General features: G+C 56.5%; 17 protein-coding genes. 8 read left to right on the forward strand and 9 right to left on the reverse strand.

What is annotated here, in order from left to right:
- Positions 1-649 precede the first annotated feature (649 nt).
- Positions 650-1,957 (forward strand): acetyl-CoA carboxylase biotin carboxylase subunit family protein, encoded by a 1,308-nt coding sequence (locus tag QPL96_RS15385; protein ID WP_303288193.1) that lies wholly within the window; start codon positions 650-652, stop codon positions 1,955-1,957.
- Between the two features lie 165 nt (positions 1,958-2,122).
- Positions 2,123-2,962 carry an ABC transporter substrate-binding protein gene (locus tag QPL96_RS15390; RefSeq protein WP_303288194.1) on the forward strand — a complete coding sequence of 280 codons (840 nt, stop codon included), beginning with the start codon at positions 2,123-2,125 and terminating at the stop codon, positions 2,960-2,962.
- Between the two features lie 37 nt (positions 2,963-2,999).
- Here QPL96_RS15390 and QPL96_RS15395 read toward each other — a convergent pair whose 3' ends face one another.
- Genes QPL96_RS15395 through QPL96_RS15405 form a run of 3 tightly spaced genes read right to left on the reverse strand, consistent with a single transcriptional unit; the run spans position 3,000 to position 4,743 of the window.
- Positions 3,000-3,617, reverse strand: coding sequence for an ATP-dependent zinc protease (locus QPL96_RS15395; RefSeq protein WP_303288195.1), 618 nt, complete (start codon positions 3,615-3,617; stop codon positions 3,000-3,002).
- On the reverse strand, positions 3,614-4,189 hold the full coding sequence (locus QPL96_RS15400) for an ACP phosphodiesterase (RefSeq protein WP_303288196.1): 576 nt from the start codon (positions 4,187-4,189) through the stop codon (positions 3,614-3,616). Before QPL96_RS15400 ends, QPL96_RS15395 begins: the two co-directional genes overlap by 4 nt.
- 23 nt (positions 4,190-4,212) lie before the next feature.
- A complete protein-coding gene (locus QPL96_RS15405; protein WP_303288197.1) occupies positions 4,213-4,743 on the reverse strand; it encodes an outer membrane beta-barrel protein in 531 nt (176 codons plus the stop codon).
- Positions 4,744-4,995: 252 nt separating this feature from the next.
- Here QPL96_RS15405 and QPL96_RS15410 point away from each other — a divergent pair, with 252 nt between their 5' ends.
- A complete protein-coding gene (locus QPL96_RS15410; RefSeq protein WP_303288260.1) occupies positions 4,996-6,408 on the forward strand; it encodes a TrkH family potassium uptake protein in 1,413 nt (470 codons plus the stop codon).
- 87 nt (positions 6,409-6,495) lie between these two features.
- Here the strand turns inward: QPL96_RS15410 and QPL96_RS15415 are convergent, their stop codons facing one another.
- From QPL96_RS15415 to glgC, 4 genes are all read right to left on the reverse strand, one after another.
- The gene (locus QPL96_RS15415; RefSeq protein ID WP_303288198.1) at positions 6,496-6,852 is read right to left on the reverse strand and encodes a PilZ domain-containing protein; all 357 of its coding nucleotides are present in this window, start codon (positions 6,850-6,852) and stop codon (positions 6,496-6,498) included.
- A 91-nt stretch (positions 6,853-6,943) separates the two neighbouring features.
- The gene (malQ, locus tag QPL96_RS15420; protein ID WP_303288199.1) at positions 6,944-8,455 is read right to left on the reverse strand and encodes a 4-alpha-glucanotransferase; all 1,512 of its coding nucleotides are present in this window, start codon (positions 8,453-8,455) and stop codon (positions 6,944-6,946) included.
- Positions 8,452-10,179 (reverse strand): glycoside hydrolase family 57 protein, encoded by a 1,728-nt coding sequence (locus QPL96_RS15425; protein WP_303288200.1) that lies wholly within the window; start codon positions 10,177-10,179, stop codon positions 8,452-8,454. Before QPL96_RS15425 ends, malQ begins: the two co-directional genes overlap by 4 nt.
- Entirely contained in the window at positions 10,169-11,434 is a 1,266-nt protein-coding gene (gene glgC, locus QPL96_RS15430; protein ID WP_303288201.1) for a glucose-1-phosphate adenylyltransferase, read from the reverse strand. Before glgC ends, QPL96_RS15425 begins: the two co-directional genes overlap by 11 nt.
- A 189-nt stretch (positions 11,435-11,623) precedes the next feature.
- Here glgC and glgB point away from each other — a divergent pair, with 189 nt between their 5' ends.
- Genes glgB through glgP form a run of 3 tightly spaced genes read left to right on the forward strand, consistent with a single transcriptional unit; the run spans position 11,624 to position 17,554 of the window.
- Positions 11,624-13,510, forward strand: coding sequence for a 1,4-alpha-glucan branching protein GlgB (gene glgB, locus QPL96_RS15435; RefSeq protein ID WP_303288202.1), 1,887 nt, complete (start codon positions 11,624-11,626; stop codon positions 13,508-13,510).
- On the forward strand, positions 13,507-14,970 hold the full coding sequence (gene glgA / locus QPL96_RS15440; protein WP_303288203.1) for a glycogen synthase GlgA: 1,464 nt from the start codon (positions 13,507-13,509) through the stop codon (positions 14,968-14,970). Before glgB ends, glgA begins: the two co-directional genes overlap by 4 nt.
- A 31-nt stretch (positions 14,971-15,001) precedes the next feature.
- The gene (glgP, locus tag QPL96_RS15445) at positions 15,002-17,554 is read left to right on the forward strand and encodes an alpha-glucan family phosphorylase (RefSeq protein ID WP_303288204.1); all 2,553 of its coding nucleotides are present in this window, start codon (positions 15,002-15,004) and stop codon (positions 17,552-17,554) included.
- An 18-nt stretch (positions 17,555-17,572) separates the two neighbouring features.
- Here the strand turns inward: glgP and QPL96_RS15450 are convergent, their stop codons facing one another.
- Both QPL96_RS15450 and QPL96_RS15455 read right to left on the reverse strand, forming a co-directional pair.
- Entirely contained in the window at positions 17,573-18,232 is a 660-nt protein-coding gene (locus QPL96_RS15450; protein WP_303288205.1) for an alpha/beta hydrolase, read from the reverse strand.
- A 36-nt stretch (positions 18,233-18,268) separates the two neighbouring features.
- Positions 18,269-19,465: a 1-acyl-sn-glycerol-3-phosphate acyltransferase gene (locus QPL96_RS15455; protein ID WP_303288206.1), complete on the reverse strand. Its 1,197-nt coding sequence runs from the start codon at positions 19,463-19,465 to the stop codon at positions 18,269-18,271.
- 216 nt (positions 19,466-19,681) lie between these two features.
- Here QPL96_RS15455 and recQ point away from each other — a divergent pair, with 216 nt between their 5' ends.
- Positions 19,682-21,550: a DNA helicase RecQ gene (gene recQ, locus QPL96_RS15460; RefSeq protein WP_303288207.1), complete on the forward strand. Its 1,869-nt coding sequence runs from the start codon at positions 19,682-19,684 to the stop codon at positions 21,548-21,550.
- Between the two features lie 258 nt (positions 21,551-21,808).
- Positions 21,809-23,329 carry a bifunctional GNAT family N-acetyltransferase/carbon-nitrogen hydrolase family protein gene (locus QPL96_RS15465; protein ID WP_303288208.1) on the forward strand — a complete coding sequence of 507 codons (1,521 nt, stop codon included), beginning with the start codon at positions 21,809-21,811 and terminating at the stop codon, positions 23,327-23,329.
- Positions 23,330-23,399: the final 70 nt, after the last annotated feature.

The following is a 23,399-nucleotide window of genomic DNA, read 5'->3' on the forward strand; positions in this document are numbered from 1 at the left end:
GAGTCAGGCAGCCTGCCAGGGTGGCAGCTTTGCCGTGGAATCAGTGGCAGCTTTCGCGTGGAATGGGTGGCAGGCTTCGTCTGGAATCAGTGGCAACCTTGGTCTGGAATACGCAGGCTACAGGCCAATCCAGCAAAAACCCATGAACTAAAAGATACAGTGCGTGACGTTTAACATAATATACATTATGCGCAGTTGTGGGTGTTTCAGCGCCGGCACCGCCCCTGAGTTTGTAGACGTCCACAATTCGCCGGGAACCGTAGCTATCGTCGCTGCTTTGAGCGGACCTCCTTCACGGCAGCAATCATCGCCTCGTGCCTGGAATCCGGCAGCCTGTCGCGTTGACGCTGGCATATCTTTCTCCGCTTTCAGATGCACAGGTGTAGGCGGCTACCAGAACCTGCAGTCCAACAAGCAAATGATTCCGGGGGCTTTCGTTTCTATTTGTAACCAGACCGACTATGTTGATAGGTGGGATACACGTGACCCGCGATATCCCGCCGGGTGAGAAATTCACGAACTTAAGTGTCTCGCCTCGCCCCGGAGTCACTCAATCCCCTGTAAACGACACTGCCTGAAGGCTCCGTTTACCCGGTGCGCTCGAATGTCTGCGCAGTTTTCCCGGGTTAACCAGCAAGGAGAACATCGAATGTCGATAACATCAGAAAAGCAATTACCCCAAGCGGTTGAAGCCTGGCTCGATCCGGACATGGACTCGGTTAAAGGGACTGAAACCCCCAAGAATCCGAACAAAGGCTATATCGCCCTGCTTGGCTGGAGCGTCAATGCTATCAAGGCGGCGCAAAAGTTTGACCGCCGCTACATAGTCGTTGCTCCGGAGTGGGCTACGGATTTCTGTACCGCAAACAAGATACCTTTCATTCCGTGGGATTTTATCCGGTTGAATGATCGGTCCCTGGAGATTGCCGAAAGGCTGAAGGCCGAAGGCGTTGATGTCGCCATACCGTTATTCGAGGAAACCGTCGAGTGGTCAGGGGCGATTAACTCTGTCCTCCTTAACAACCCTCGCATGTACGGGCAGTCCATCCTGTTTCGCGACAAGGCTCTGATGAAGCGGCGTGCCCAGCTTGGCGGCATTCGCGTCGGGATTTTCGAAGAGGCGCACGAGAAAGAGGACATCGTCCGCTTCATGAAGCGCGTCAACCAGACGCTGCTGAAACTTGATGGTGACCCGGATGATCCGATTCACGTCAAGGCCTTCGACAAGGCCGGCTGCCTCGGTCACCGAATGATCCGCACGGTGGAAGAAATTGACAACATTCCTGCGGAAGAATATCCCCTGCTGATGGAAAGTCACCTCAGTGGCTGGGAATTTGCCGTTGAGGCCTGGATCCACGACAGCAAGATCAAGTTTCTCAACATTTCTGAGTATGTAACGCTGGGCTATTCGGTGTTCGTGCCCGCTACCGAGCAACTCGAGAGCTGGCGTAACGCGATCACCAAGCAGATCGAATTGCTGATCAAAACGTTCGATATCCAGTTTGGCCTGATTCACCCCGAGTACTTCGTCACTGCAGACGGCGAAATGTATTTTGGGGAAGTTGCCTATCGCCCGCCCGGGTTCAAGGCTTTCGAGCTTATCGAGCGGGCATACGGGTTCAACGCCTACCAGGCTTCCATGCTGGTATTCGATCCTAAAAGCACCAAAGAGGAAGTGGATGGCTTCTTCCCCCGCGAAGTGGTCGATGCGAAGGGCTACGCAGGTTGCTTCGGTGTGTACCCGCGGCGTCGAGTGGTCAGCAAGCTGGAAATGCCCAAAGAAACGATTGAGCATCCCTATTTCGAGTCACACGAATTGCATGAACCGACAGAAGAGACCGTTCCTGACCGGTCGGCCTTCGGTACTCATTGGGGTCTCGTATTCTTCTTTGGTGACGATCCCATCAAGATGCGGGACCTGCTGAAAGCTCAGGAGGATCTGGACTTTTACGTCTAGAGGCTCGTTGAAGGGTTCAGTTCACTAAGGGCGCATCTGTCAGGATCAGAAATACTCAGACTCCAGATCCTGGTGGGTGCGCCCTGCATTCCTGCCGGCTCGCTCTTCGAAGTAGGCGCTGTAGTCTAAACTTAAGCTTAACCACAGCTTGAGGCACTGCCGATTATGAGGCGCGGATGGTTCTTCGTATTTCTGATTGTGCTTTTTTCCACGGTGCTGCACATTCCGATAACCCGAAGCACGGAAACTGTTCGTATTACGACCGGGGACTGGCCCCCCTATCTGGATAAAGATCTTCCGGGTGGTGGATTTCTTGCACGGATCATCCGGGAGTCTTTTGCGATTGAAGGAATTGAAGTCAGGTTTTCTTACTTCCCCTGGTCCAGAGCGCTGGCCCTGGTTCACTCACCAGATTATGAAACATCTGCGGTGTGGTCCTGTACTGAAGATAGAAGCCGGGAGTTCGTGTTCTCTGCGGCCCTGATTCCTTACGGATGGTATTTTTATTACCGGGCCGGACAACATTTCGACTGGGAAACCTTGACGGATCTTCAAGGTATGACCGTCGGACTTACTCAGGATTACAGCTATGGGGAGACATTGGCCGACGTCATCAAAAGCGGGCTCGTTTACGGTGATGTGACAACCTCCGATCTTGCCAATTTAAAGAAGCTACTCCTGGGAAGAATCGATCTGTTCCCGATGGACCCTGTGGTAGGCGAGACTATGATTATGCAACAATTGGGGCCTGTTGCGGCATCCCGGCTCACTTTTCACCCGAAGCCCGTCAGGACGTCGTTCTTTCGTTTGCCATTTTCAAGGAACGACGACAAATCCGCCCGCCTGATTCAGGCGTTCAACAAGGGCTTGGCATCACTACGAGAGAGTGGTCGATACAAAGCCATCATTGATGAGGCGCTGGAGGCGTTCAGTTCGCCCAAGGCAGAAGCTATTCTTCGGGAAAGGCTCGCAAGCTGGGAAGAGCACCCCGGTCCCTGCGATTGAGATTTCTTCTACTCCGGCCTTCGCACACAGAATCACATCAGTTGAGTTCCTCAAGCACGTTTGCCTGATGCTTTTCGGCCAGCTCTTCCAGCGTCATGTACTCGCACTCCCGTTTGGCAAGAAATGCGTCGGCGGAGTCCACCAGGATGTTGTCATCGCGCATGAAGCGCCGGCCCAGGAGTACCGGGTAGGAAAACTTGCTCCGGTCGGTCAGTGAAAACTGTGTTTCATGGGGGGTGCCTGCAATGCAGAATTCCATACGTACCACGTATCGCCTCTGGGAAGGCGCGCCTTTGCGTTTAATGAGGACCGTTCGTTCTATCGGCCGCTCAAGCTCCAGGGTGATATCCTCATGGTCCAGTTCGCCCTCGGTTGGCTGGTCTTTGTGATCACCCAGTGGAATCTGAAAACTTACCCATTCCTTGCCGTCTTTATCGAACGGTTCGACGTTAACAGCGTGGAGAGACGAGGTTTTCGCGCCGGTATCCAGGCGGGATTTAAGGCGGAGGCTGGTGTCTTGCAGAACCACCCATTCGACATAACCAAGGGCTTCCGGCGGACGGCTGTCGCTGTTTTCGCCCGGATTCGCTGAATACAGAAACGTTGAGAAACAGAGCAGCGCTGTGGTTAGCCCTGCCTTGTTTATAAATCTCATTCAATATCTCCTGCAAATTCCTGTAAATTTGGGAAAAAAGAAAGAAAATGTTGTTCCAGCTCTGTCTCATTCCCCCGGATCTCAATGATGATGCCGGCAAAGTTGTTCGGGAAGCGGATTCGTCCGGCAACCCGATCCAGGGCATAGCCCACACTCTGCAGATCCCTATAGGCCCCGAACCAGTCATGCCAGACCATTCTGCGAGTTACCCGGGCCATGGGTGCAGGCATCAGATGCTCGTGTTGCTGCAACTCCTGGTAGATCCGGTGAATAAAGGGCTCCCGTTCAATATCGCTGAATTGGCTCCAGTGTTTGAGTAGGAAATGGTCATAAAGGATATCAAGGGCAACACCGGCGAAGCGCCTGCGCTGCCGGGAGAAAACCCGTTTGCTGGCAAGTACGTCCGGATGCTGGTCGGTAAAACTGTCGACAGCCCGGTGGTGGCGAACGCCCTGCCTCACCGCGTCCGGGAGTGCCGAGAGATCGACACCCCGGGAAAAGTCGCCGAGGATGCTGCCCACCCGGGCTTCGGGTGAATCAGGCGCAAGAAATACGTGAGCCAGATGGTTCAAGCGGTCTCCCCGGTGATCGGGTCTCAGAAGTTGAACTGAATGCCAACGCCCAGACCATCGATTTCGGTATCGTTATTTTCATAATAACGCATATATTCGAGGTTGCCGGACAGGTTCGGTGCGAACTCCATATTCATCCCGATGCCGTAGGAAACGTCGGTTTCATCCTCGGTTGCCGTGCCAACTTCGATTTCGACCCGGGTGAAGCCAAGAATGGCATAAGGCGTAATCGGAGACTCGTTGACCAGGTTAAACGTGGCATAGCCGCCGAAGAAATTGTCCAGCGAAAAATCCGCTGCGCCAATCCGGTCATCATCCACCCCGAAACCACCCCGGGCTTCGATACCCAGAAATGGCGTGGCCATCACGCCGACCTTGGCTGAAAGCGTGCCCACATTGGCATCGGCGCTACCGCTTTCAAGGTTGATGAAGGTGTAATTCAGGCCGGTATAGAGGCCGCCAACGCCTGATTTGTAGATATCCTGGGCGCCGGCAGTGCCGGCAACTGCCAGGCCAGTCGCAAAAAATATGGCGAGTGAAGGTGCGTGCTTCATTATGGTTTCTCCTTTGCCGGAAAATTCGGTGCAGCAACACTGAACTTGCATCAGGCTCACGACATTTGCCATCGGAAAAATCCGCATTTACCCGATATTTACAATGATTTAATTTGCCGGTAATTCTGCGATCAGCCCGGTGTTACCTTGCGGTAACGCGAAGCCACAGGTATTCTGACGCCGTCTCCCGGTATCAGCTGGCCCGAGCATCCATTGAGAAATCTTTACCCCGTTATTTTTATAGTCAGCGTCATGTTTGTGCTTCTGAGTATTTTCATGACATTGCCTGTTATTTTGCTTGCCGGCTCCGAAACGCCAAACGCCATGGCGTTTGCGGAATCGGCGGCTATTACCTGTGCCCTGGGGATTCTGGGTATGGGCCTCAGCTACCGAAAACCACGGGATCTGAAACCAAGGTACATGTTCGTGCTTACGGTTTCGTCCTGGTTTATTATTGCGCTGCTTTCCTCTCTGCCTTTTTACCTGAGTGCTCTGGATATTTCCGCCGCAGATGCGTTTTTTGAGGGCACATCAGGCATTACCACTACGGGTGCAACAGTGCTCAGTGGTCTGGATGCAATGGATAAGGATCTGCTGATCTGGCGCTCGATCCTGCAGTGGATTGGTGGTATCGGGATCATCGGTATGTTCGTTGCGGTCCTGCCGTTTCTCCGCGTAGGCGGTATGCGTCTGTTCGCCACGGAATCTTCGGAGTGGACGGATAAGGCCTTGCCTAGAATGAAGACACTGAGCCGGGGCCTTCTTTTTGTCTATGTGGTGTTCTCGATTATTGCTGTGGTGACTTACTGGGTTTCCGGCATGACACTGTTCGATGCGTTCAACCATGGGCTTACCAGCATTGCAACGGGCGGTTTTTCTACCTCCGACATGTCCATGGGCAAGTTCAGTGATCTGATCTTGGTGGAAGCCACCTTTTTCATGATCATTGGCAGTCTGCCTTTCTTCCTGTTTGTGCGGGAGCTGCACGGCCAGCACGGCGTACTTTTCCGGGATCAGCAGGTCCGTCTGTTTCTGACGATTCTCTTTCTTGTTCCTTTACTGCTGACCCTGTACCGCTGGACGGTTTCGCCTGTGCCGTTCCATCCGGTCCACGACTATGCAGCCACTCTGTTTAACGTAACCTCTGTCGTAACAACCACCGGCTACGCCTCCGAGGATTATTCCGCCTGGGGCCCACTGGCGTTTGTGCTATTTTTCTTCCTGATGTTCGTGGGCGGCTGCTCAGGTTCCACCGCCGGTGGTATGAAGATTTTCCGGTTCCAGCTGTCGCTGATCATTCTTCGGGAACAGCTGATGCGCCTGCTGCACCCCCGTGCGGTGCTTACCCGGAAGTACAATGGTCGCTCTGTGAGTGATGAAATCATCTCTTCGATGATTGCCTACACCTTTATTTTCCTGCTTTGCCTGCTGCTGATAACGGTTGCCCTGGCGGCCATGCAGCTGGATTTCGTAACGGCGCTGTCCGGTGCCCTGACGTCGCTCACTAATGTTGGCCCGGGCCTCGGTGACATCATTGGTCCGGCAGGGAATTTCGGGCCGCTGCCAGATGCCGCAAAATGGGTGCTATCGGCAGGCATGCTGATGGGCCGCCTGGAAATCCTGAGTGTTATAATAATGCTTGCGCCGGCGTTCTGGCGCACCTGAGGGTCATTTTAGCGAGAGTATAGTTCCACCGCAGGTCCAGTACCAGCTGAAACAAACCGTTCAGGGATTCCGGCAAGGACCGCGGTGTTAGGCTTGCCGGTGAACCGGAAAATAGTTCATTGGCACAGGGTGTTTTTTCAGCCACCAGATTAACGAGGAGACGGTGAAGCTGTTGTTCTCAACGCCCTCAAAATCCACACCGAGCCCCTTATCGGATTTGCGCACAACATGGGCTTTAAGTCTTCGCGCCTGCTTTTCCTGTTTGTCTGGAAACCGAAATTCGAGTTCGACGGTCTGGTTTAACTGCACATCGGTGTAATCTGTCGCAATGAAGAGGCCCCGCTTTGAGGCGTTCCGGACCTGACCGGTTGCCACAGGCATTCCGCGTTTATATACCAGCAGGCTGAGCTTTCCATGTACGCGTTTACTGAGTCTGTGTTCCATGTTCCCTCCCCAAGTGACTGATCAAGACCGCCAATTGTTGAAAACTGCCTGTACTTATATCGGACTCTTGAGGGCGACTCTTTGATGTTGATCAAAACACAGTCAAGCTCATGGGAGGCGCCCATCGTCCATGTTGCCGAACCGAGTCGGCAATAATCCTAGACAGCTCCTTTTTGCAAAGATTCCAGTCCAGTTGCCATATCCAGTTATTCACCACGGTTCCCGGCGTGTTGAACCGGGCCTCTGTTCCAAGGCCCATAAAATCCTGCATGGGAACAATGGCCAGCGAGCACACGGATCGGAAAGCCGCGTCAATAAGGGGCCACGGCATGCCCTCTCCTGTGGTTCCCAGATAATCGTTAACGTACCTGCGGGTATGGTCGTCAAGGCTTTGGTACCACCCAAGGGTGGTGTCGTTATCGTGGGTCCCCGTGTACACGATATCCCGTGCATGATGATTGTGCAGCAGGTGCGGATTATCCGGGCTGCCGTCAAAGCCGAATTGCATCACCGTCATCCCTGGTAATCGGAACCGTTTGCGTAGCCCTTCCACATCGTCACTGATAACGCCAAGGTTTTCGGCGACGAGGGGCAAGTCGGGGAACCGGGTGAAACAGGCGTCGAGAAAAGGGGCGCCGGGGCCGGGTGCCCAGTAGCCATGCCTGGGTTCTGGTGTTGCTGCCGGAATCTCCCAATAGGCCTGCAGGCCACGGAAGTGATCAATTCGGATCAGGTCAAACAGGTGGCGTTGGCTTTCCAGTCGCTCCAGCCACCATTGGTATCCATCGGCCGCCATGGCCTCCCAGTTGTAGAGCGGGTTGCCCCAGTGCTGACCTTCAGATGAGAAATAATCCGGCGGTACGCCGGCAACCACCGTGGATTCACCCCGTTCATCAAGCTTGAACAGGTGTCGGTTAGCCCAGACATCGGCACTGTCATGGGCAACGAAAATGGGGATGTCACCAAACAGTAAAACGCCCTTTTCCCGGGCGTGGTTTCGCAGCGCCTGCCATTGGTAATGGAACAGAAACTGCTCGAACCGGATCCGTGCGAGCCGGGAGCGGTTCTGGTCAACAAAGTCACGCAAGGCTCCCCTATCCCGGTCTTTCAGCGGTTCCGGCCATTGCAGCCAGCCCGGTGAATCCTGAATCTCCCGAATCGCCCAGAACAGGCAGAAATCGTCCAGCCAGTAATCGTTGGCTGCCCGGAAGCGTTGATAGGCAGCCCTGTCGAGTCCATTCCTGCCACCACCATCGCTGCTGAAAAAGCGCTTCGCAGCCAGGGTAAGCAGGTGGTGGCGAACTTCGGGCGCGGGCTGCGACAGTTCCCGGTCTGCCAGAAGACCAGTCTCGACGAGTTCATACAGGTCTATGAAGTCCGGATTGCCGGCATGGGCACTCAATGACTGATAAGGCGAGAGATCCCGATGAGTTGGCCCGATGGGCAGTGTTTGCCAGATGCTCAGGCTGCAGTCCGCCAGGAAATCGGTAAAGGTGCGGGCGCTTGCGCCAAGAACCCCCCAGGATCCTGGCAGGCAGGTTGGATGAAGCAAAACACCGGCCCGCCGGGTACTGAAAAGATCATCGGAGTTGCTCGAAGTCATACCGGCTTATCCGCTTCGTGCCCCGGCCGCATGGTGCCTCCCCGTGCCGGTTCCCCACTGCCCTGGCTTAACTGCTGGAACACCGACGGCGGGGCCGGATAACCGATCATCTCATACAGGTTCACCAGGTGCCGGCGGTACAGGTGTTCAAAGTCACTGACGATCTGGGCCGGGTTATAATCCCCGAACCACCAGAACCAGTCAGAGCCCTCGCAGATCGCCAACTGTTCTTTCGCAGACTCTTTCTGCTCCGCATTGAGACTGCCGTTATCCATTGCCCGATCATAGTGATTTTTTGCCTCGCAGAGCAGATCCCAGGCACGGTTTTTGTCCGGGTCGCCTATCCAGGTGGAAAAGGTGCCGTAAATCCAGCTTCCGGCCACAAGGTGCGGCAGACGAATGGGTTCAGCAATCGGGTGTGCGACCAGTTCGCTGTAGGTGGTCAGTTTCAGTTTTGGGTGATGCGCAAGTACCCGGTAGAGCTCATCCAGAAAATGAAAGCCATTCTCCGGGTAGTATTCCCATGCGTTCTCCCCATCCATGATGACGGAAATAACCGGCCGGGACTTGCCCCGGGCTTGCCCGGCGATGGTTTCCATGTGATAGACCAGGTCGCCAACCGCATCTTTGGCGTGCCAGTCGGCGTAGGTGAAGCCGATCAGATCGGACAGGCCATCGTCCCGGAAGTAAACGGTTACCGGGGAATCACCGAAGGTGTACGGCTGGTGAATGCCGGAATCCGGCAGATCGGGATTCTCTTCCCGTGCCCGGTTGAGGCTGTTGTGAGCCACCGAATCGCCGCTGGCGGTCCAGTGGAATCCCTCGTTACCCAGCAGGCCCAGTGTGGTCTGGCTGAGGCCGCCTTCGGACGCCCAGCAGCCTGTGGGCTCAATGCCAAAAAAGCGCTGGAAAACCGCTTTTGCCTTCTTCAGTTGCCAGCCGGCCCGCTCTTCACCACCCGGGTAGTGGCTGTGTTGGGGTAAAGTGATCTCCGGCATGGCCTCCCTGGCGGATCCCAGGTCCAGCAGCAGCGGCAGCATGGCGTGGGTATAAGGGCTGACAGACAGTTCAACCTGACCTTTCTGGGCCAGGTGCCGGTATCTCGGCCCGATACCGGATAACACATCGAATATCACATTCAGCAGGGCCCGGCGGTCATCCATTGAGAAATGTTGGCCCTTTTCCTGAAGGCTCCGAATGCAATGGTTTTCACGGCGCAGGGTTTCACCCATCCACCCCAGGTGATACCAGACCAGCAGATCCGACAGGAACCGGCTGGAAATATATCGCTGCAGTTCCGGCTTTTTGCGAAAGACATCGGCCAGCTCAGCCAGCCGCGCATACGCTGGGTAGCGTCCGATAATACGATCCGGATTGGCCCGCAGGGATTTCTCCATCAGGCCCAAAAACGCCGGTGTGCCGGTTTCGGGCAGTTCCTCCGCTACCAGTGCCGCGAGCAGTGGGTCACCGATCTCCCCGGCGCCATGGCGCCATCGCTCAATCTGAATGAGGTAGGTTTCAATCTGCTCAAGCAGAACCGGGGCGAAGTTGACCACGGCTTTTGCCTCCGGCTCATGCTCCAGGTGGGCTGCCATATCACTGTAATCCTTGATGGTGTGCAGATACACCCAGGGAAACAGGAACTGGCCTGTGCGCATGTCCTGATAGGAAGGCTGGTGCATGTGCCAGCAAAGCACCACCGGGGTTTTCGTGTCAGAGGCCATGAGGGTAATCCTGCCCGAGCATCTCGGGCGTGATCAGCACAATACCTTTGGAAGAAACATGGAACCGCTTGCGATCCTCTACTTCATCAAAACCGATGCGTGACCCTTCCGGAATGTGGCAGCCACGATCAATCAGGGCATTGCGGATGTGGCAGTGGCGGCCAATCTTTACGTCCGGATAGATTACCGAGTCTGAGATATCACTGTAAGAATGAACCCTAACCTGCGAGAAAAGCAGTGAATGTCTCACCATCGCACCGGAGACAATGCAGCCCCCTGCAACCATGGAATCCACGGCTGTCCCCCGCCGATTCTCATCATCGAAGATGAACTTCGCCGGCGGCAATTGCTCCTGGTACGTCCATATAGGCCAGTGGGAATCGTAGAGGTTCAGTTCAGGACTGATGCCAATCAGCTCCAGGTTGGCCTGCCAGAGGGCGTCAATAGTGCCGACATCCCGCCAGTACGCGGGCTTGTTGCTTACCGGGTCCCGGAACGGAAAAGCCGCCACCCGCAGACGCTTGATCACAGAGGGAATAATATCCTTGCCGAAATCGTGGGATGAGTCGCCGTTCATCTTGTGATCGCGCATCAGCTCATCGAACAGTACCTGGGTACTGAACACATAGATGCCCATGGAAGCCAGCGCCCTGCCAGGCTGGCCGGGCATGGATTTGGGTTGTTCCGGCTTCTCCACGAACTCAGTGACCCTGAGTTCATCGTCGACCGACATCACGCCGAACGCCGAGGCTTCATCAATGGGCACCTCGATACAACCCACGGTGATATCGGCGTTATTCTCAACATGGGCGGCCAGCATGGTGCCATAGTCCATCTTGTAGACATGGTCACCAGCCAGGATTAGCACGTATTCCGGGGCGTGGCTGCGGATGATGTCAAGGTTTTGCAACACGGCGTCGGCCGTTCCCTCGTACCAGGAGGTTTCGATGCGCTGCTGGGCAGGCAGCAGCTCAACGAATTCGTCCAGTTCACCTCGAAGGAATCCCCAGCCGCGCTGGATATGCCGGATCAGGGAGTGAGATTTGTACTGGGTGATCACTCCAACCTGGCCAATGCCTGAGTTGATGCAGTTCGACAGTGGGAAATCGATGATCCGGAACTTTCCGCCGAAGGGAACCGCCGGCTTGGCCCGCCAATTGGTGAGATCATGAAGGCGGGAGCCCCGGCCTCCGGCAAGCACCAACGCGAGAGTTTGGCGAGTAAGGCGACTGACGAAACGCTTGGCCGTTTGCATGGTTGCTTCCCTGAAGAAAAATTTCCTGTGACCGGTCGTTCAACCGCAAGGGGTTTTACGTTTTTGGCGTCTGTAATTATATTAGAACACTATCATGGAATTATGACGTAAACTTGTTTGAGGTCATTTTTTTTAACAGGCTCAATAACGTCAAATGGAAGCTCCATCTGGTTAGGACAAGCACGGTCTATGGATAGTCCAACGCTCAGCGAATTCGATCTTCATCTCTTTGCCGAAGGCAGGCACTGGCACATTTACAATGTACTGGGCGCTCACGTCTGCAAACGCCGGGGCGCTGAGGGAGTCCGGTTTGCGGTGTGGGCTCCCCAGGCCAAAGCGGTCAGCGTTGTCGGAGATTTCAATCACTGGGATGCCAGCACCCACGGCATGAGCCTGCATGAAGGCATGGGGGTATGGTCATGCTTCATTCCCGGTATCGGCACCGGAACCCTCTATAAATTCGCCATAACCACCGATAAGGGTATCCAACTGCTGAAAACCGACCCCTATGGCCAGGCCTTTGAGCTGAGGCCTGCCACCGCCGCCGTGGTGACTGAGCGTGGCCACTTTGGCTGGGGAGACGGAGACTGGATCGCCCGGCGGGGCCAATGGAACTGGCAGGACTCACCGATTTCAATCTACGAGGTACATGCCGCCTCCTGGCGCCACCACGGCTCCGGGCGTTGGCTGACCTACCGCGAGCTTGCCGACCAGCTCATTCCTTACGTGCTGGAATTGGGCTTTACCCACATCGAACTGCTGCCGGTTACCGAGCACCCATTGGATGAGTCCTGGGGCTACCAGACCACCGGCTACTATGCGCCGACCAGCCGGTTCGGCACCCCGGACGACCTGCGCTATCTGGTGGACCAGTGTCATCGCCACAACATCGGCGTTATTCTGGACTGGGTGCCCGGCCATTTTCCCACCGACGAGCATGCCCTCGCCCGTTTTGATGGCAGCGCGCTCTACGAGCACGAAGACCCGCGCAAGGGCCAGCACCAGGACTGGGGCACGCTGATCTATAATTACGGCCGACATGAGGTCCGGAATTTCCTGATCGGCAGCGCCCTGTTCTGGCTCGACGCCTTCCACATCGACGGTTTGCGCGTGGATGCGGTGGCTTCAATGCTGTATCTGAACTACTCCCGCAAGGAAGGCGAATGGTTGCCGAATGTCCATGGTGGCCATGAGAATCTGGAAGCCATCGAGTTTCTGAGGGAACTGAACCGCGTTTGCCAGAGCCGTTTCCCGGGAACCCTGGTCTGTGCCGAGGAATCCACTTCCTGGCCACGGGTTACCCGCCCGCCGGAAATCGGCGGCCTCGGCTTCAACCTGAAATGGAACATGGGCTGGATGCACGACACGCTGGATTACCTCCAGCAGGACCCTGTTTACCGCCAGTACCACCATGACAAACTGACCTTCGGCCTGCTCTACGCGTTCACCGAGAATTTCCTGCTGCCACTGTCCCACGATGAAGTGGTCCATGGTAAAGGCAGCCTGATCAACAAGATGGCGGGAGACGAGTGGCAGCAGCGCGCCTCGTTACGATTACTGTTCACCTACATGTACGCTTATCCCGGTGCCAAGCTGCTGTTTATGGGCGGCGAATTCGGCCAGCGCCGGGAGTGGAGTGAATCACGGGAACTGGACTGGTCGCTGCTGGCCTATCCGGAACATCAGGGCCTCAAACGCCTGGTGCAGGATCTCAACGGCCTCTATCGCCGGGAAGTGTCGCTGCACGGCGAGTGTTTCAGGCCTGAAGGCTTTGAATGGATTGACTGCCACGACTCACCTCAGTCCGTGATCAGTTTCCTGCGCAGCGTCAAAGGCGAAACCTCGGTAATTGTGGTCAATTTCACGCCGATACCCCGGCATTACTACCGCATCGGATTACCCCAGGGTGGGACCTGGCTTGAAATCTTCAGTTCAGATTCCGAGTACTATGGCGGCAGCAACCTGGGCAACCCCTTTCCCATGGCGGCGGACGAACAACCCTGGATGAACCGCAACTGGTCACTGGAACTGACTCTGCCGCCACTGGGCGCGATTGTCCTGAGGCCGGCCTCATGATCCGGGTTCTGTTCGCCACCAGTGAAGTCTACCCGCTGGTGAAAACCGGCGGTCTTGCCGATGTCTCAGCCAGCCTGCCAGAGGCACTCTGCCGGCTCGAATACGATGTCCAGATTCTGTTGCCGGGGTATCCGGATGCCCTGGAAGCCGCCAGAAAAGCCGGTTCCCGAAGAAAGTCCCGGTTCCAGCTCGGGCAATACAATGTCAGCCTCTGGCAGACCCGGCTCCCTGGCACGGCGGTAACGCTCTGGCTGGTGGACTGTCCGGCCCTGTTTGACCGGCTAGGAAACCCCTACAAAAACGATGACGGAAAAGACTGGTGGGACAACGCCCATCGATTCGCGCTGTTTGCCAGAGTCGGCGCCATGATGGCCACGGGCGATGCCGGGGTCACCTGGAAACCGGACCTGGTTCACTGCAATGACTGGCAGACCGGGCTTATTCCGGTCTTTATGGAACCCTGCCAGGATCGGCCGGGCACCGTTTTCACGATCCACAATCTCGCCTACCAAGGCATTTTCTCTCACGAAACCTTCCGGGCCCTGGGGTTGCCGGATTCACTCTGGCGGCTGGACCAACTGGAATTCCACGACCAGTTGTCCTTCATCAAGGGCGGCCTGGTGTTCAGTGATCGCATTACCACCGTCAGCCCCGGTTATGCCCGTGAAATCCAGACCCCGGAATTTGGCTGTGGCCTTGACGGCCTGCTCCGGCACCGGCGGGCGGCGTTAACGGGCATTCTCAACGGCATTGATACCCGCGTATGGAATCCGGAGGAAGATCCCGAGCTTGCCTTTCACTACGGGCGGGAACACCTTAAGAACAAAGCCCAGTGCCAGGCCCGACTTCAGCAGGAACTGGGCCTTGAGGTCAACGGCCGACCGTTGCTGGGGTTTATCGGCCGGCTGGTAGAACAAAAAGGCGTGGACTGGCTGATTGCGGCGATGCCTGAATTGCTGGAACAGGGCTGCCAGTTTGTGGTTCTCGGATCCGGTGAGGCCCGCTACGAGGAAGCCCTGAAACTGATGGCGAGGCAATGGCCAGGGCAGATGTCCCTGACCCTCGGTTACGATGAGGGGCTATCCCACCGAATCACCGGCGGTTGCGATCTGTTCCTGATGCCTTCCCGGTTCGAGCCTTGCGGTCTTAACCAGATGTACAGCATGCGCTACGGCACGGTTCCCGTGGTGCACGGGGTTGGCGGTTTATCAGACACTGTAAACGACCCGCAGGAAGTCGGCATCGACAAGGCCAACGGCTTCCGGTTCAGTGAGGCCAGCGTCCCGGCACTTCTGGGAGCGGTCAACCGTGCACTGGCGTATTTCAGCCAGCGCAAACAGTGGCGCCGGTTGCAGCAAAATGGCATGGCAACGGACTATTCCTGGAAGCGGCGGGCCCTCGATTATGGTGACCTCTACCGGAACATTCTGAAAGAACGTCAACTTCAACCGCAGGATTAGTGGGAGCCTGTGCCCGCTGGAGACAATCAACATGCATAAAGCGACGGAATTCCGACTTGAGGCCCACCCCATTATTCCCGAGGCGCTGGAGCGTCTTGAAGAGCTGGCCAACGATCTGTTTTACAGCTGGGATCACGGCGTTCGCAGCCTGCTCGCCCGGATCGACCTCCGGCTTTGGCTGAAAGTTGAGCATAACCCAAAGCTGTTTCTTCGCCGGGTGGCCCAGGACCGGCTCGATGAGGCTTCGGAGGACCGGGCATTCCTGGCCGAATACCGCCGGGTACTGAGCAGTTACGATGCCTACCTTGAAGCAGGTCCCGGGCCGGAAGTCACCGAAAAGCTGGATCCGGAAAAGACGTTGGTGGCCTACTTCTGTGCCGAATTTGGTTTCCATGAGAGCTTCCCTATTTACTCGGGAGGCCTGGGCATTCTCGCGGGCGATCATTGCAAGGCCGCCAGTGATCTGGCGTTGCCTTTCGTGGCTGTTGGCCTGCTGTACCAGCAGGGGTATTTCATCCAGAGTATCGACGCCCTGGGGCAGCAGATCGCCCGGTACCAGTCCCATTCCAGTGATGAACTGCCGATAACGCCGGTGGAAAAGGACGGCGAAGTGCTCAAGGTGTCCGTGCCTTTCCCCGGCCGCAACGTGGTTGCGCGGGTCTGGGAAGCCCGGGTCGGTCACATCCGTTTGTACCTGTTGGATAGCCACACAGAGGAAAACAGCCCCGAAGACCAGGAACTGACTCTTCAGCTATACGGAGGCGACGAGTCCACCCGGATCAGCCAGGAGATGCTTTTGGGCATCGGTGGAACCCGGATGCTGGAGGCATTGGGCCTGAAACCGACGGTGTGGCACATCAACGAGGGTCATGCTGCGTTCCAGATTCTCGAACGTTGCCGGCACATCATGGCCTCGGGGCTGAATTTTGAAGCCGCACTGGAAGCCGTTGCCGGCGCCACCCTGTTCACCACCCACACGCCTGTAGCAGCCGGCCACGACATCTTCCCCAGGGATCTGGTTCACCACGCCCTCGGGCATTACCTGGAGGAATCGGGGCTGGACTTCGAAACGGTATTTGCCCTGGGGGCCAAAGCGCGCGGTGACACCTTTAACATGACCAGCCTGGGCCTGCGGGGCTCACGTTTCCACAACGGTGTCAGCCGCATCCACGGTGGCGTGGCCTCTCATATGGAGGGGGATATCTGGCCCCAGGTGCCGGCGGAAGAAAACCCGCTTGGCTACATCACCAACGGCGTGCATGTTCCCACCTTTCTGGCGCCGGAATGGTCCAGCCTGTTCGATATCCAGGCCCCCACCTGGAAGAGTGAGCTGAGAAACCAGCAGTTCTGGGAATTTATCGATCAGATTCCGGATTATCACTACTGGAGTGTGCATAAAGCCCTCAAGCAACAGATGGGCGAGTATATTGTCCGCCGCCTGAGACGCCAGCACAAACGCAACGGAACCGGCCATTCGGTTACCGACAGGATGACCCGGCAGCTGATTTCTTCGGAAAAAGACACCCTGGTGATCGGCTTTGCCCGGCGGTTTGCCACCTACAAACGCGCCACTCTGATCTTCTCCGACCTTGACCGGCTGGAGCGAATTCTCACCAATCCGGATCGCCCGGTTGTTCTGGTTTTCGCCGGCAAGGCCCACCCCCGGGACAAGCCCGGCCAGCGCCTTATCAAGGTGATTCACGATCTTTCCATGCACCCCTCGCTCATGGGGCACCTGATCCTTCTGGAGGATTACGACCAGGCCATGGCGAGACGCCTGCTCAGTGGCGTGGATGTCTGGCTGAATACGCCGGAATACCCAAAGGAAGCCAGCGGAACCTCCGGTGAAAAAGCCGCTCTCAACGGTGCACTGAATCTCAGCGTGCTTGATGGCTGGTGGGGTGAAGGTTACGACGGCAAGAACGGCTGGGCGATTCCGCCCAGGGACACGGAGCTGGATGCCGAATTCCGTAACGAAGAGGAAGCCCGGGATCTGCTGGATCTACTGGAGCTTGAGGTGGTTCCGCTCTATTACGAACGGGTCTCTCAGGGCTTCTCGAAGGGCTGGGTAAAACGCTCGAAAACCTCCATGAAAACGATTACACCCCGATTCAACAGCCAACGCATGGTGATGGATTACGTCACCAACTATTATCAGCCGGCCTCAAGCCAGGGAGCCCTGCTGATGGCCGATGGTGGCAAGGTGGCCACCAGGCTGGCGGACTGGAAAGCGAAGGTACGGCAGGCGTGGCCGGGTGTTGAATTACACGTGGTGGGCTGTGTTGAGGCTCGCTGCCCCCACAACGACACTGTTGAGCTCCGGGTGGAGGCATTACTCAATGGCCTGGGCGCAGACGATGTGCGGGTCGAATGCCTGGTCAGCCCGGAGTGCACGGGAACCCACGAGAACCCTGGGCCAGGCAGTTTCTTTCTTGAAAAAGAAAGTGAAGCGGATGGCAGGACGGTATTTGTCGCCCGGGTCCGGCCTCCCTACCCCGGGCTCCAAACCCTCAGGTTGCGGATGTATCCGCATCACGAGGCGTTAACCCATCCGCTGGAAATGGGCGCCATGCTCTGGGTCTGAGCCCGTGCATGGCAGGTCTTACAGAACGTGCCGGCGGATGAAGCGGCCAATATCCAGCACTTCCTCGAGGCACACACTGTGCTCCATGGGGAAGGTCTGGTACGTCGGGCTGTAGCCCATGTTTTTCAGGGTTTCGACGCTGCGCACACCCAGCGATTCCGGCACCATCGGATCGAAAGTGCCGTGGTACACGCTGATGGGAACATTGGCATTCGCCTCTGAACGCTGAACGGAATCCGCGGTGGCGAAATAGGTGGATAACGCCAGAATGCCACCGAGGCGTTCCGGGTAGCTGAGCCCGAGCTCGTAGGCCACCGCCCCGCCCTGGGAAAAGCCGGCGATGATAATCCGGTGGGCGGGAATGCCCTTTTCGATTTCCCGTTGCACCAGTTTGCCGACAGCCCTGGCCGATGCCATCAGCTGTTCGGTATCCACCACCCGGTCGATGTCCATTGCCCTGATGTCATACCAGGCCGGCATGGTCATCCCGCCGTTGATGGTGACCGGCAGGTTGGGGGCGTGAGGGAAAATAAATCGCACCGCCGCATCCTCCGGCAGGCCAAGTTCAGGCACAACCGGCTCAAAGTCGTGGCCGCTGGCGCCAAGGCCATGGAGCCATATAACGGCCGCAGTCGGGTTTTTCCTGGTCTCGAGTTCAATATACTGAAGATCTTGCACTGGACTACCTCTTGTCAGAAAAAAAGTAAGGCCGGGTCATTCGGAACCGTTGTTCTTCCCGGCGTTGGCTTCAAGGGCCGTCACCACCGGATTGGCATACATATCCAGCAGGTAGGGTCGAATCGCCGGGTCACAGGCATCCAGGCGCCGCTCCATTTCCGCCTCGGCCGCCTCCATTTCCGCTGGCGACCAGGTTTCAGCGGTTACCACGGCATCGCTCACGGTATCGGGTATGGCGTGGGCCCCGGGGTGGAGTCCTCGCTGCTGATAAGCCACCAGATTTGAGGCATGAAGGTGATAATTGGCGTGCATTTCCTGGTCTATCCGGGCTGCAAGGTCCTTTGGATTCTCCGGTGAATCATGGATGGGAGCACCAAAATGCACGTGCACATGGCCCTTGAAGCCGGTCAGGCCCCTCATGATCTGTTCGGTGTCCTCACCTTCGCGCTTGATGTATCTGCCGGTGCGGGCCCGGGCTTCCAGTTCCTGGGCCTTGTCGGCATCGCAAGGGTCGTATTCGTAGGCAATGGAGACAGGCACAATGTGCAGCCGGTTCATGGCCTGCGCAAAACTGAGTCCGCTTTTCTTGCGGCTCATGTAGAACATTTTGACGATGGCCGGATCGGTGCAATCAAGGCCATCCTTGGCACGGCCTTCACGTTGCGCAATCCAGATACTGTGGTTAGTTTCGATGCTATGGTTGATGAAACCGGAGAGGGTGATGTAGGCGTCCCGCATTTCCCGCGGGCTGGTCATATTACGGCGTACGACAAAACTCTTGTTCAGCCGCATCATTTCGGCAAATACCGGGTTTGCCAACAGGTTGTCGCCAATGGCAATCCGGGTGGTGTGGAAACCATTCTGGAACAGCAGATAGTTTACCACCATCGGGTCAAACACAATGTCCCGGTGGTTTGAAATGAACAGGTGGGCGCTGTGTTTGCTAAGGTTTTCCAGACCACTGGTGGTTACCCGTGTGGTGGTGTTGTCCACCAGTTCACCAACGTAGCCGGAGAGCCCTGCCTGCAAGTCATCGATTCGACTGTAATGGCCGAAATGGCTGGCCAGCCAGCGGCGGGTAAACACCCGCAGGATGGCAGGCGCCCAGCGGGCAAGAGTTGGTGACTTGAATCGACCGACCATATCCAGAAATTCCTGATCATTGACCAGGCGGTGAATAGCAGCGCCGGTTTCTTCGTCCGAATAGGGACGGATGGCATCAAATTCCTGCATGGAAACCCTGTTATTATCAGTGTCTGTCACAGTATGGTGTGAACCGGTGGTTAAAAACGCGGTATTGTAGCGTTTCTTCCACCACTTTGCCTCCATCCGGACACCCGGTTTGCTGGCCAATCGCCAGGGTTATTCTGATATCATTGGCCACCGTGCCGAACAGGGCATTTTACCCGCACCAAAACACCGGCTCCCTGCCGGCTAACCGGTTACCCTATGTATCTTGATCAGGACTTCGAACAGCTTTCCGCCGAACGCCCCACCTCTTCAGGCCGGGATCCGGAACAGGTTCTGCACGAAATCTTCGGTTATGAAACCTTCCGGCCGCTGCAGGGTGACATTATCCGGGAAGTTTCGGAAGGCCGGGATGCCCTGGTACTGATGCCCACCGGGGGCGGCAAATCGCTTTGCTATCAGGTTCCGGCCCTGGTTCGGCCGGGAACGGCTATCGTCATCTCGCCGCTGATCGCACTGATGCAGGACCAGGTCGCGGCCCTGAAGGAATTGGGCGTAAAAGCCGCATTCCTCAACTCCACCATGGATTTCGAGCAGGCCCGCGCCACCGAATACGCGCTGATGACCGGCGAACTGGATCTGCTTTACTGCGCCCCGGAGCGGCTGATTCAGCCACGCACCATCGAGCTGCTGCACAATGCCTCCATCGCTCTGTTTGCCATTGACGAAGCCCACTGTGTTGCCCAGTGGGGCCACGATTTCCGCTCCGATTACCTGCAACTGAGTATGCTGGCGGAGGCTTTTCCCGGCATTCCACGGATCGCACTGACAGCAACCGCCGATGAGCGCACCCGCAGGGAGATTGCAGAACGGCTGTCGCTTACCACGGCAAAGCACTTCGTCAGTGGTTTCGACCGCCCCAATATTCAATATCGTATCGCACCAAAGACAAACGCCAGCAGACAGTTACTGGATTTCATTAAAGCAGAACACGAAGGTGACTGCGGTATTGTCTACTGCCTTTCCCGCAACAAGGTGGATGCCACGGCAAAAACCCTCACCCAGAAGGGCTACACCGCTCTGCCCTACCACGCCGGGCTTTCAGGTGAGCAGCGGGCTCATCACCAGGAACGGTTCCTGCGGGAAGACGGTGTCATTATTGTCGCCACTATTGCCTTTGGCATGGGCATTGACAAACCTGACGTACGCTTTGTAGCCCACCTGGACCTGCCGAAAAGCCTGGAAGCTTATTATCAGGAAACCGGACGGGCCGGACGCGACGGCAAGCCCTCCACCGCCTGGATGGTCTACGGCTTGCAGGATGTGATCAAGCTGCGGCAGATGCTTGAGGGTTCCCAGGGCAACGACCAGTTCAAGCGGGTAGAACGCCAGAAGCTGGATGCCATGCTGGGCCTTTGCGAAGTCACCAGTTGCCGTCGGCAGGTGCTTCTGCGCTACTTCGGCGACCAGCTTGATGCACCTTGTGGCAACTGTGATACTTGCCTGAACCCACCGGAAACCTGGGACGGAACCGTTGCCGTGCAGAAGGCGCTGTCCTGCGTATTCCGCACCGGCCAGCGCTTCGGTGTGACTTATCTGATTGATGTGCTCAGGGGCTCGGAAAACGAACGCATCCTGCAGACGGGACACCATCAGGTATCGACCTATGGGATTGGAACCGAGCTCAGTGTTAGCGAATGGAAATCGGTATTCAGGCAGTTGGTGGCAAACGGTTACCTGCGGGCAGATCGGGACGGCTATGGCGCGTTGCAGCTAACCGAACAGTGCCGACCCTTGCTGAAGGGTAAGCAGGCCATCAAGCTGCGTAAAGACCCGGTGGCCAAAAAAACCTCAAACCGCTCCGCCGGTGGCCGCGCCAGTGCACCGGTAAAAGACCAGGTCACCGACCAGGCCGGCTGGGAAGCGCTGCGAGCCTGCCGCAAGGCCCTCGCGGACAAACAGGGCGTGCCTCCCTATGTGATCTTCCACGACACCACCCTGCTCGGCATGCTCGAGCGCAAACCACGCACGCTGGAAGAACTTGCGGAAGTCAGTGGTGTGGGCGCCGCGAAGCTCGGGAAATACGGCGAGATTTTCCTGGAAACAATCGCAGGCCTGGATAGGGCCTGAGGTTCAGGCCTCAGCGTTGAGCCCCTTCTTCCTTACCCGATAATGCGGTTAACCGAGGAGTTCAGCTCCTCCGTTACCGAGGTTGGTAAGAAGGTGGGGGTGCGGAAAAGCGGCGGATAGGACACCCTGCAGGAATTCATGTCCGTTAAATCTTGTTTCGGCCCATTATGCGAAGTCTTTAGCGGCTTCTGATAAACTTTCACAGTATTGGGGGTTCAGCCCTTTTTTCTCTTTTTATTTGAACGGGAGCCAAACTGAATGGCCCATGAAGAACTGCATCTTAACCTCCGGAATCTGAAGCTTGAGGACTATGGCCAGCTTCAGCAACTGATGGACCGGGTCTACGATGACATCGGGGGTGCCTGGCCCAGGGAAACCATAAAGGCACTGGTAGAGCAGTTCCCGGACGGGCAGATCTGTATTGAGGAAAGCGGGCAACTGGTGGCGGTAGCGCTTACAGTACTCGTGAAGTACGAACGGTTCAGTAACCCCCACACCTACGACGACCTGATTCTCCGGAACGAAAAAATCTGGCATAACTCCAATGGCGATTCGCTGTACGGGCTGGATGTGTTCATCCACCCGGAATACCGCGGTTATCGCCTGGGCCGTCGGCTCTACGAAGCTCGCAAAGAGCTCTGCCGTTCCATGAACCTGCGGGCGATTCTCGCAGGCGGGCGTATCCCGAACTATTTCAAGTATGCCGAGCAGTACTCACCGGAAGAATACATTCAGCGGGTGGACCGCAAGGAAATCTACGACCCGATCCTGAGTTTTCAGCTCTCGAACGATTTCCAGGTTACCCGGCTGATGCACAAATACCTGCCGGAGGACGAAAAATCCCTCGGTTACGCCACGCTGCTGGAGTGGCGGAATATTCTGTATACTCCGCCCTCGTCGATTCTGAACGTTAAAAAAACCCAGGTTCGCCTTGGTGCCGTTCAGTGGCAGATGCGTGAATTCACCTCCGTGGAGGAAGTGCTGAAACAGGTGGAGTACTTCGTTGACGCGCTGTCTGATTACAAGAGCGACTTCGCCCTGTTCCCGGAATTTTTCAACGCGCCGCTGATGGGCCTGACTGACCAGATGGACCAGACCCGGGCCATTCGTTTCCTGGCCGGGTTTACCCAGCAGTTCCGGGAAGAAATGTCTGAAATGGCAGTCAGTTACAACATAAACATCATCACCGGCTCCATGCCGCTGATTGAAGACGACCGGGTGTATAACGTCTCATACCTTTGCCACCGTGATGGCCGGGTAGACGAGCAGCGCAAGATCCACATCACGCCCCACGAGCGCCGTGACTGGGTCATTGAAGGTGGCAACGAGTTCAAGGTGTTCGAAACCGACGCCGGCCGGGTCGCCATCATGATCTGCTACGACATCGAGTTTCCAGAGCTTGGCCGTATGGCAGCGGCCCAGGATGTAGACATTATCCTCGTGCCCTTCTGGACGGATACCAAGAACGGTTATCTGCGTGTTCGTCACTGTGCCCAGGCCCGGGCAATTGAAAACGAGTGTTATGTGGTAATCACCGGCAGCGTCGGTAATCTGCCGAAAGTTGAGAACCTGGACGTCCAGTATGCCCAGTCCTCCGTATTCTCGCCGTCTGACTTTGCCTTCCCCCACGATGCGGTGATGGCGGAGACAACGCCGAATACCGAGATGATCATGTTCTCAGACATGGATCTGGAAAAGCTGATGCTGGTGCGTAACGAGGGGTCCGTTACCAACCTGAAAGACCGCCGTGTTGATATGTACGAACTGAAAAACAAGTGATTTTGCCCGAGCAGCCAGACCAGGCTGTTGAAAAACTGCCTTAGGGGGGTATCGTATGGCACTGATGGCG

This window comes from Marinobacter sp. SS8-8, assembly GCF_030540945.1.
Classification (GTDB): Bacteria; Pseudomonadota; Gammaproteobacteria; order Pseudomonadales; family Oleiphilaceae; genus Marinobacter.

What these genes read in the sequence shown, in the direction of transcription:
- QPL96_RS15390 (WP_303288194.1), top strand. Translation starts at nt 2,123, where the DNA reads ATGAGGCGCGGATGGTTCTTCGTATTTCTGATTGTGCTTTTTTCCACG.
- glgP (WP_303288204.1), top strand. Translation starts at nt 15,002, where the DNA reads ATGCATAAAGCGACGGAATTCCGACTTGAGGCCCACCCCATTATTCCC.
- malQ (WP_303288199.1), bottom strand. Translation starts at nt 8,455, where the DNA reads ATGACTTCGAGCAACTCCGATGATCTTTTCAGTACCCGGCGGGCCGGT.
- QPL96_RS15395 (WP_303288195.1), bottom strand. Translation starts at nt 3,617, where the DNA reads ATGAGATTTATAAACAAGGCAGGGCTAACCACAGCGCTGCTCTGTTTC.
- glgA (WP_303288203.1), top strand. Translation starts at nt 13,507, where the DNA reads ATGATCCGGGTTCTGTTCGCCACCAGTGAAGTCTACCCGCTGGTGAAA.
- glgC (WP_303288201.1), bottom strand. Translation starts at nt 11,434, where the DNA reads ATGCAAACGGCCAAGCGTTTCGTCAGTCGCCTTACTCGCCAAACTCTC.
- recQ (WP_303288207.1), top strand. Translation starts at nt 19,682, where the DNA reads ATGTATCTTGATCAGGACTTCGAACAGCTTTCCGCCGAACGCCCCACC.
- QPL96_RS15385 (WP_303288193.1), top strand. Translation starts at nt 650, where the DNA reads ATGTCGATAACATCAGAAAAGCAATTACCCCAAGCGGTTGAAGCCTGG.
- QPL96_RS15465 (WP_303288208.1), top strand. Translation starts at nt 21,809, where the DNA reads ATGGCCCATGAAGAACTGCATCTTAACCTCCGGAATCTGAAGCTTGAG.
- QPL96_RS15415 (WP_303288198.1), bottom strand. Translation starts at nt 6,852, where the DNA reads ATGGAACACAGACTCAGTAAACGCGTACATGGAAAGCTCAGCCTGCTG.
- QPL96_RS15405 (WP_303288197.1), bottom strand. Translation starts at nt 4,743, where the DNA reads ATGAAGCACGCACCTTCACTCGCCATATTTTTTGCGACTGGCCTGGCA.
- QPL96_RS15410 (WP_303288260.1), top strand. Translation starts at nt 4,996, where the DNA reads ATGTTTGTGCTTCTGAGTATTTTCATGACATTGCCTGTTATTTTGCTT.
- QPL96_RS15455 (WP_303288206.1), bottom strand. Translation starts at nt 19,465, where the DNA reads ATGCAGGAATTTGATGCCATCCGTCCCTATTCGGACGAAGAAACCGGC.
- QPL96_RS15425 (WP_303288200.1), bottom strand. Translation starts at nt 10,179, where the DNA reads ATGGCCTCTGACACGAAAACCCCGGTGGTGCTTTGCTGGCACATGCAC.
- glgB (WP_303288202.1), top strand. Translation starts at nt 11,624, where the DNA reads ATGGATAGTCCAACGCTCAGCGAATTCGATCTTCATCTCTTTGCCGAA.